Origin of the sequence: Mesorhizobium sp. M0048, assembly GCF_040323405.1 — a bacterium.
Taxonomy (GTDB): domain Bacteria; phylum Pseudomonadota; class Alphaproteobacteria; order Rhizobiales; family Rhizobiaceae; genus Mesorhizobium.
In genome coordinates, this window is record NZ_JAMYUV010000005.1 from 258,749 (window position 1) to 266,777 (window position 8,029).

Annotated in this window: 7 protein-coding genes; 3 read left to right on the forward strand and 4 right to left on the reverse strand. The window is 63.2% G+C overall.

Annotation, left to right across the window (positions count from 1 at the left end; genetic code table 11):
* Positions 1-46 precede the first annotated feature (46 nt).
* The 4 genes from NKJ84_RS08155 to gcvA all read right to left on the reverse strand — a co-directional run bounded on the left by NKJ84_RS08155 (position 47) and on the right by gcvA (position 5,464).
* A complete protein-coding gene (locus NKJ84_RS08155) occupies positions 47-1,351 on the reverse strand; it encodes an ABC transporter substrate-binding protein (RefSeq protein ID WP_352506048.1) in 1,305 nt (434 codons plus the stop codon).
* A gap of 162 nt (positions 1,352-1,513) precedes the next feature.
* Complete coding sequence (locus tag NKJ84_RS08160) at positions 1,514-2,971, reverse strand: hypothetical protein (RefSeq protein WP_352506049.1); 1,458 nt, start codon at positions 2,969-2,971, stop codon at positions 1,514-1,516.
* A 22-nt stretch (positions 2,972-2,993) separates the two neighbouring features.
* On the reverse strand, positions 2,994-4,298 hold the full coding sequence (gene pncB / locus NKJ84_RS08165; RefSeq protein WP_254815847.1) for a nicotinate phosphoribosyltransferase: 1,305 nt from the start codon (positions 4,296-4,298) through the stop codon (positions 2,994-2,996).
* Between the two features lie 191 nt (positions 4,299-4,489).
* A complete protein-coding gene (gene gcvA, locus NKJ84_RS08170; RefSeq protein WP_352477004.1) occupies positions 4,490-5,464 on the reverse strand; it encodes a transcriptional regulator GcvA in 975 nt (324 codons plus the stop codon).
* 182 nt (positions 5,465-5,646) lie between these two features.
* Between gcvA and speB the strand changes: the two genes are divergently transcribed.
* The 3 genes from speB to NKJ84_RS08185 form a co-directional block, all read left to right on the forward strand.
* Positions 5,647-6,708 (forward strand): agmatinase, encoded by a 1,062-nt coding sequence (gene speB / locus NKJ84_RS08175; protein WP_352506050.1) that lies wholly within the window; start codon positions 5,647-5,649, stop codon positions 6,706-6,708.
* Positions 6,709-6,844: 136 nt separating this feature from the next.
* On the forward strand, positions 6,845-7,654 hold the full coding sequence (locus NKJ84_RS08180; protein WP_352477002.1) for a transporter substrate-binding domain-containing protein: 810 nt from the start codon (positions 6,845-6,847) through the stop codon (positions 7,652-7,654).
* 6 nt (positions 7,655-7,660) lie between these two features.
* Positions 7,661-8,029 (forward strand): ABC transporter permease subunit (locus NKJ84_RS08185; protein ID WP_352506051.1); only part of this gene is annotated, 369 nt, incomplete at its 3' end.

Genomic DNA, 8,029 nt, shown 5'->3' on the forward strand with positions numbered 1-8,029 from the left:
CCAGAGGAGGGTGTCTTGGCGCTCACGCTTGCTGCGGCAGCCAAGCTCACAGCGCCTGCGTCGTGTAATCCCCTTCCGGCTCGTAGAGGCCGTCCTCGATCTTGGTCTTGTGGACGACATTCAGCCGGCCGCCTTCGACCTTGGAGATGTTCTGGATGCCAAAACACTGGTGGATCTTGCCGTTGAAGGTTTTCGGCCCCTGCGGATGCTCGGGCCCTTCGGCGAACTCGGTCAATGCCTCGGTCGCCTCGACCAGCTTGGCGCGGTCTTCCGGGCCCTTGTAGCCGGCGTCTTCCATCGCCTTCTTGACGACATAGAGCGTTTCCCAGCAGCCGAACATATGCGCGGCGGTGGAGACGTCCTTGGGGTCGCCGACGGCGGCACCATTGTCGTCGATGCCGACGGCGGCGCGATAGGCCTTCTGCGCGGGGGAATCATCAGGCTGCGCGTAGCGCGGCGAACCTTCCCAGAAATGGCTGCCGTCAAGGAATTCGAGGCCGGGGCTGTTGATGTCGGTAGCTTCGAGCGAATCGATGAAGCCGAACAATTGTGGCCGATTGGAGCCGTAGAACTCGCCGAGCTCCTTGACGAAGGTGAGCACCGCCGGGCCGACCATGACGTGGTAGATCACCTCGGTCTCCGCGGGGATCTGCGGGAAATATTTGGTGAAGGAGGATTCTGTCGGGGGGATGGCGATCTGGGCGATGACCTCGGCGCCTTGCGCCTTCAGGGCCGGCGGCAGGTAGTCGCGATGGTCGTAGCCGAACGCGAAATCGGGAAATATCTGCGTCACCTTCTTGCCGGCATTGGCGGCAATCCACGGCGCCATCGACTGGATCTGGCTCTTCACATCGGTGATGCCGGGCTGGAAGACGTAGCGGTTCAACTTGGTCGACGCGACGTGGTGGCCTTCGCTAACGACGAAATAGGGCATCTTGGCCTCGCCGGCGGCCGGCGCCGAGCCGATGACGACATGCGAAAACAGCGTGCCGTAGACGATGTCGGTCTTGTGCTGGGAGGCGAACTTGCCGACGACTTCGGCGCCCCGGCCGGGATCGGTGCCGTCATCCTCGATGATCACCTCGACCGGCCGGCCGTTGATGCCGCCAGCATCGTTGATAGCCTTGACGGCAGCGGCCGTGGTCTTCTCGTACCAGCGGCCGTAGGCGGCGCCGATGCCGGTGCGGTGCGACTGAAAGCCGATCTTGATCGGCGCCGAGATCTGCGCCTGGCTGTAACGCACGAAACCCGGCGCGACGGCAAGACCGGCGCCGGCGGCAAGGCCCTTCAGCGCCGCGCGGCGGGTGAGAGCGGATCTGGAGAGATCGAAAAACCCATTCTTGTCAGTCACGGCAGTTCCCCTTGTTTTTGAGCTTTGACCAATGGCTGTAGCAGGCAGGCCACTCTTGTTAAGAGGGCCGAAAATTGCATGTGTACAAACTAAATCACCAAAGCTCTGACGTGGCAAGCGAGCTTTCCCCAAGGTCCGATTGACGGCCATCGCGCACCTCGTTCATCCGGCGCTCGGCGTCGCAAGCAGCCATAGGCCGAGCACGGTATAGGCGATCATCAGCACGGTGAGCGGGAACTGGCTGAGCGCGGCGCGAGCCGGACCGGGATGCAGCCGCCAGGCCAAGCCATGAGCGACAAGCACTGCAAGCATGTGGCCGGCAATGATGACGCCGGCCTGGAGGTTCCACAGCCACCACGCCGAGCCGGCGCCGGCGACAACGCCGGCTTCAATTGACATGTCGGCGGTACCGAACAGGTTCCAGCCCAGCGCAAGCGGGTCGGAAAGAGCGGCAATCGCATATTGGCCGTCGACCAGCAGCGCCGTCAGATAATGCGCGAAGTGGTAGGCGAGCGCGATCGGTACGATCGACCAGACCAAAAGCCCGGCGGCGTGACCGAGCGAATGCTTGCTGCCGGCAAGGTGCTGGCCAAGAAAGAGGGCGAGCGCGAACACCGCCGCAAGCACGGCAAAGCTCAGCGCAAGGCCGAAACTGCCGATGCCGATCAAAGCGGTGCGTCCAGGAAACTCCAGCGGATTGATCCCGAACCAGCCTAGCCAGAAGAAGGTTTTCGACAGGCCGTCGAAGGAGACAGACGACAGCGCAAGCAGCAGGAAAGCGACGCCGCTGAGCGGTAGCGGCGCGGCACCGAGCAGCTTGGCACCCGGCCAGCAGAGTTTGAGCCGGCCGTCCTCGTTGTGCTCGACGATGGCGAAGTGCGCTACCATGGCAAAGAACACCGTCAGGAACTCGCCGCGCTGGCTCCAGTCGCGGTATCCGAAGACCTGCATGGCGGCAAAGCTCAGCAGCCAATAGGCGCCGGCGGCCCAGGCCAGCCGCGCCGGATCGTCGGGCGCAGGGTCGATCAGCTCGAACCAGGCGAAGGCGAAGAACAGCACGAAAGCCGGCCAATAGCCGAGCCACTGGGGGAGCAACTGCGGCTGCGATCTGCCGAACAAGTGCGAGACGACGCGGCACGGCCCGTACCACGGATTGGCCGACGACCAGAGATCGCCGGCGAGCCCCTGCAACAGAGCCAGGCCAACCCAGAGCAATGTCCATACGGTCAGCGGCAGTGGATTGGAGAGCGGATCGCGGCTGCCGAACAGGCCGGCGGCGATCAGAATTGCAAAGCCGGCAAAGGATACCAGGCTGACGGCAGTTCGCGCGCCGTCGCCGAAGGCGAAAAGCGGCAGGCGTTTGCGCCAGAAGCGGTCGAGGGAGTCCGGCGGGAGTAGAGCGAGGATCAGGAAGCTGGCGGCAACGGCGAGCGCGCCACCCACGACGTAGTAACCGGTGGGAAGCAGCAGGACGTGGCCGCGGTCGGAGGCGTGGGCGAAGGCGGGAGTGGGCGAGAATGCAAAGCCAACAACGACGAGAGCTAGACTGTAACGACGGGGCTCTACGGCGTCCCCCTCTGTCCTACCGGACAGGACAGAGGGGGGCGCGAAGGAACTCATACTACGCAAGAGTCCCCCCACCTCACACTTTCACCAGTTGCTCCACGCGATCCTTCTGGCCGAATATCCGCAAATAGCGCTCGATCTCTTTCTCGTCGCCGGTCGACTTGGCCGGATTGTCGGAAAGCTTGACCGCCGGCCTGCCGTTGGCTTCGGTGACCTTGCAGACCAGCGAGATGGCGTCTAGCCGGTTGGTCTCGGTCGGCGCGCAGCCCTCGAAATCATTGGTCAGGTTGGTACCCCAACCGAAGGACATGCGCACCTTGCCGCGGAAGTGGCGGTAGGTCTCCTCGATGGTCTCGACCTCTAGCCCATCCGAGAAGATGAGCAGCTTCTGCTTGGGGTCCTTGCCCTTTTCGCGCCACCAGGAAATGATCTTCTCGCCGCCTTCGATCGGCGGCGCGCTGTCGGGGCGGAAGCCGGTCCAGTCGGCGACCCAGTCCGGTGCATCGCGCAGGAACGCCGCGGTGCCGAAGGTGTCCGGCAATACGATAAGCAAGTTACCGCCGTAGTAGCGCTGCCAGTCCTGCAGCACGTTGTAGGGCGACTGTTTCAATTCCTTTTCCGAATTGGTGAGCGCGGCGAACACCATCGGCAGTTCATGCGCGTTGGTGCCGAGCGCCTCGAGATCGTTGTCCATGGCGAGCAGCACATTGGAGGTACCGGTGAAGGCCTCGCCGATGCCCTCCTTCAACGCTTCGACGCACCAGCGCTGCCACAGGAAAGAATGGCGGCGGCGGGTGCCGAAATCCGAGATGCGGATGCCGGGCAGCGCCTTCAGCCGCTCAGTCTTGGCCCACATCTTGGCCTTGGCGCGGGCATAGAGCACGTCGAGCGCGAACGGCCCGAACGCTCGCATGGCCGCGCGAGATCGAAGTTCATTGATAATTGCCAGCGCCGGGATCTCCCACAGCGTCGTGTACATCCACGGGCCGCTGAAGGCGAGTTCGTATTGGCCGTCGCGCTTGGAAAGCTCGTATTCGGGCAGCCGGAAATTTTCCAGCCAGGCGAGGAATTCCGGTTCGAAGATCTGCTTGCGGCCATAGAAGGTGTTGCCGCCGAGCCAGATCATCTCTTTCTTCGAGAAGCGCAAGGTGCGGGCATGGTCGAGCTGCTCGCGCAGCTCCGTCTCATCGATCTCCTCGGCAAGGCGGACCGAGGTGGTTCGGTTGATCAGCGAGAAGGTGGCGTCGACCTTGGGATACATGCCCCAGATCATCTGCAGCATCAGAAGCTTGTAGAAATCGGTGTCGAGCAAGCTACGGACGATCGGGTCGAGCTTCCAAGTGTGGTTGTAGACGCGCCGCGCTATATCGGTCTTTGCCATCGCTCAATGCGCCTTCGCTGCTCGCTCTAGCTTTTGTCTATCGCAATCCGGACGGAAAACCGCTGCGCACTTTTCCTGGAATTGCTCCAAATGCCTCTTAGCATCGAATTTTTGAACGCGCCTCCCGCTTTGCGGGCTGGCCCGACAAAAAGAAGCCCCTGCGGCAAGCGGCGCCTGCGGCAGTTTCGGCCTCAGGATGCAGTCTTGGAGCCGACCACCTTGAGCGCTGGACGCTTGCGGCGAATGCCGATGCGACCTGCCACCGGCGCGTCGGCGCGGCGGTCGGCCTGCTCTTTCTCGGCAAACAGCCAGTCGATGAACAATTGCACGATCGGCGCCGACCGCATCTCGTTGCGGCAGACGACGTAGAAATCGTCGACCGCCGGCACGGAAAGGCTGAACGGGGCGACAAGCAGACCCCTGGCGAGCAGTCCGCTTGCCGTCACCGTATCGCCGAGCGCCACGCCATGGCCGTGCACGGCGGCTTCGGTCGCCATGCGCGCATCGCCGAGATGATGGCGGCGGCCGCGCTCCAGATCCAGTGCGTCGGCGGCGGCCAGCCAGGTGTGCCATTCGCGGCCGTCATCGCCATGCAGGAAGACGTGATCGGCGAGGTCGCGGACGGTGCGGATCGGGCGGTTGTTGATCAGCGTCGGACTGACCACCGGGAACAGTTCGAGACCCGACCATTTGCGCATCCAGCAGTCGGTCCAGCTGCCGTCGCCATAGTGCACGCAGACATCGATGTGCGGAGCGCGGACGTCCTTGGCGTCATTGGATGGGATCAGCGTCAGCCTGATATCCGGATATTGCGAGGTGAAGCTGCCCAGCCGCGGGATCATCCATAGCAACAGCAGAGCCGGCACGCACGATACCGACAGCGCGCCGGTGCTGGCCGGCCGTGTCATGCGCTGTGTGGCCGCCGCAATGCCGTCGAAGGCGGTCGACACCGCCGGCAGCAACTCGGCGCCGTGCGGCGTCAGCTTCACCCGCTGGCCGGCACGCTCGAACAGCTTGACGCCCAATGATTGCTCGAGCGCCTTGATCTGATGACTGATGGCGCCGTGGGTGACGTTCAGCTCGGCCGCCGCCTTGCTCAGTGAGGCATGGCGCGCCGTCGCCTCGAAGGCGCGCAGCGGGTTGAGCGGTGGCAAACGCTTGGCCATTTGGAACCTGAACTCTGTGAGATTTTCTCACAGCGAACACCCTAACAATATCAATTGATTTTTCAATGCAGCTACAGGACACTTTGCCCAGGCATTGCATCAAGACGTGAAATCTGCAGGCAGCCAACGCTGCGGCTATCGAGGCCGCCGTCCGCGCACCGCACCAGCCATGGAGGACCGACATGGGTTACGACCGCGGCAAGCTCGAAGCGTTGCGCCGCAAATATGGCGAGAGCCATGGCGGCGAAATGTTCGACCCGAAATTCCAGCGTGTCGCCGACAAGATCTTCTCCAAGACCGGCACGCGGCTGGCGCCCTATTCCGGCATCCCGACCTTCCTCGCGGCGCCCTATCGTGAAATCGCCGCCGACAATCCGGATTTCGGCGATCTGCAGGTGGCGATGATCGGCGTGCCGATGGATCTTGGCGTCACCAACCGGCCGGGCGCCCGTTTCGGGCCACGGGCGTTGCGCGCCATCGAGCGCATCGGCCCCTACAATCATGTGCTGGAATGCGCGCCGACGCATGAGCTGAAGGTCGCCGACATCGGCGACGTGCCGTTCCAGAGCCGCTACCGGCTGGAGACCAGCCATGACGACATCGAACGCCGCACCAACCAGATCGTCGACGCCGGCGTCCTTCCGCTTTCAGTCGGCGGCGACCATTCGATCAGCCACCCGATCCTGAAGGCTGTCGGCAAGAAGGCGCCGGTGGGCATGATCCATATCGACGCCCATTGCGACACCAGCGGCCTGTTCGACATGACCAAGTTCCACCATGGCGGGCCGTTCCGCAACGCGGTGCTGGACGGCGTGCTCGACCCGAGCCGCGCCATCCAGATCGGCATTCGCGGCTCGGCCGAATATCTGTGGGAGTTCACCTATGAGTCCGGCATGACCGTGGTGCATGCCGAAGAGGTAACCGGCCTCGGCATTCCCGCCATTATCGAGAAGGCGCGCAGGATAGTCGGCGACGGCCCGACCTACGTCTCCTTCGACATCGACAGCATCGATCCGGCCTTCGCACCGGGCACCGGCACGCCGGAGGTCGGCGGGCTGACGACGCGCGAAGTGCTCGAGCTGCTGCGCGGCCTGAAGGGCCTCAACATCGTCGGCGGCGACGTCGTCGAGGTGGCACCGCAATATGACGCGACCACCAACACGGCGCATGCCGGCGCGCAGGTGCTGTTCGAGATCCTCAGCCTGATGGTGTTCAGCCCGGCGATTGCCGGCAGGGCAGGCTGACGCAGCTCGACCATGATCCCGAAAGTGGGAACCGGTTTTCGGAAAAGATCATGGTCCACTAGAGAATCCAAAGGCGACCGCCGCGCTGGAGCCGGCGGTTGCATTCAACAAACAAGCTTCCAGCAGGGGAATGACAATGACACTTCACATGAAGCTCAAATCATCCATCGTCGCCGTGCTGATGTTCGGCGCGACCGGTCTTGCTTTCACCACCCAGGCCGCCAATGCCGACGCCATCGACGACATCGCCAAGGCCGGTGCCATCAATGTCGGCATCTTTTCCGACTTCCCGCCCTTCTCCTCGGCCAGCGCCGACATGAGCATCAAGGGCTACGACATCGACGTGGCGCAATCCATCGCCGACCAGCTCAAGGTCAAGCTCAACCTGGTCAGCGTGACCGGCCAGAACCGCATTCCGTACCTGACCGACAAGCGCGTCGACCTGCTGATGAGCGTCGGCTACTCCAAGGAGCGTGAGCAGGTGATCGATTTCGCTGCCGCCTACGCACCCTACTACATCGCCGTCATCGGCCCGGCAGCACTCTCGGTCAAAGGCAAGGAAGACCTTGCCGACAAGTCGATCGCCGTCAATCGCGGCACGCTGGAGGACACCTCGCTGACCGAGGCGGCACCCGCCTCGGCCGACATCCGCCGTTTCGACAACTATAATTCCGTCATCCAGGCGTTCATCTCGGGCCAGACCCAACTGATGGTGGTCGGCAACGATGTCGGCGCCCAGGTGCTGGCTCGCCAGGAGGAACTGAAGCCGGAGCAGAAATTCCAGCTTCTCACGTCGCCCTCGCATATCGGCCTCAACAAGAAGGAAGACCGCCTCAAGCAAGCGGTCAACGATGCGGTCGCCAAAATGCTGGCCGACGGCAAACTGGACGAAAGCTCGAAGGCCTGGCTGAAGACACCGCTCGATCCCGCCAATCTCAAGGATTGACGGCCGGTGACCTATAGCCTCGACTTCGGCTGGCTTGCCGGGGCGACAGGGGCGATCGCGCGCGGCGCGGCCACGACGATCCTGTTGATCGCCGTGACCACGCTGGCGGGAACGTTGCTCAGCATCCTCGGCGCCGCAGGGCGGCGGAACGGTCCGCTGCTGCTCAAGCGGGCGATCGGCTGGTATGTCGAGGTGATCCGCAACACGCCGTTCCTGGTGCAGCTGTTCTTCATCTTCTTCGGGCTGCCCAGCATCGGCGTCAGGCTCGATCCGGTGCTGGCGGCCAAATTTTGGCTTAGACGAAAAAAAAACCCCAAAACAAAAAAAAAAATTTTGGCCGGGCGCGCCCCCGGGGCGCCCCGGCACAACGCAGCG

Excerpts from the sequence above, each read along its gene's own strand:
- speB (WP_352506050.1), top strand. The coding sequence starts at position 5,647 with ATGGGTTACGACCGCGGCAAGCTCGAAGCGTTGCGCCGCAAATATGGC.
- NKJ84_RS08160 (WP_352506049.1), bottom strand. The coding sequence starts at position 2,971 with ATGAGTTCCTTCGCGCCCCCCTCTGTCCTGTCCGGTAGGACAGAGGGG.
- gcvA (WP_352477004.1), bottom strand. The coding sequence starts at position 5,464 with ATGGCCAAGCGTTTGCCACCGCTCAACCCGCTGCGCGCCTTCGAGGCG.
- pncB (WP_254815847.1), bottom strand. The coding sequence starts at position 4,298 with ATGGCAAAGACCGATATAGCGCGGCGCGTCTACAACCACACTTGGAAG.
- NKJ84_RS08180 (WP_352477002.1), top strand. The coding sequence starts at position 6,845 with ATGACACTTCACATGAAGCTCAAATCATCCATCGTCGCCGTGCTGATG.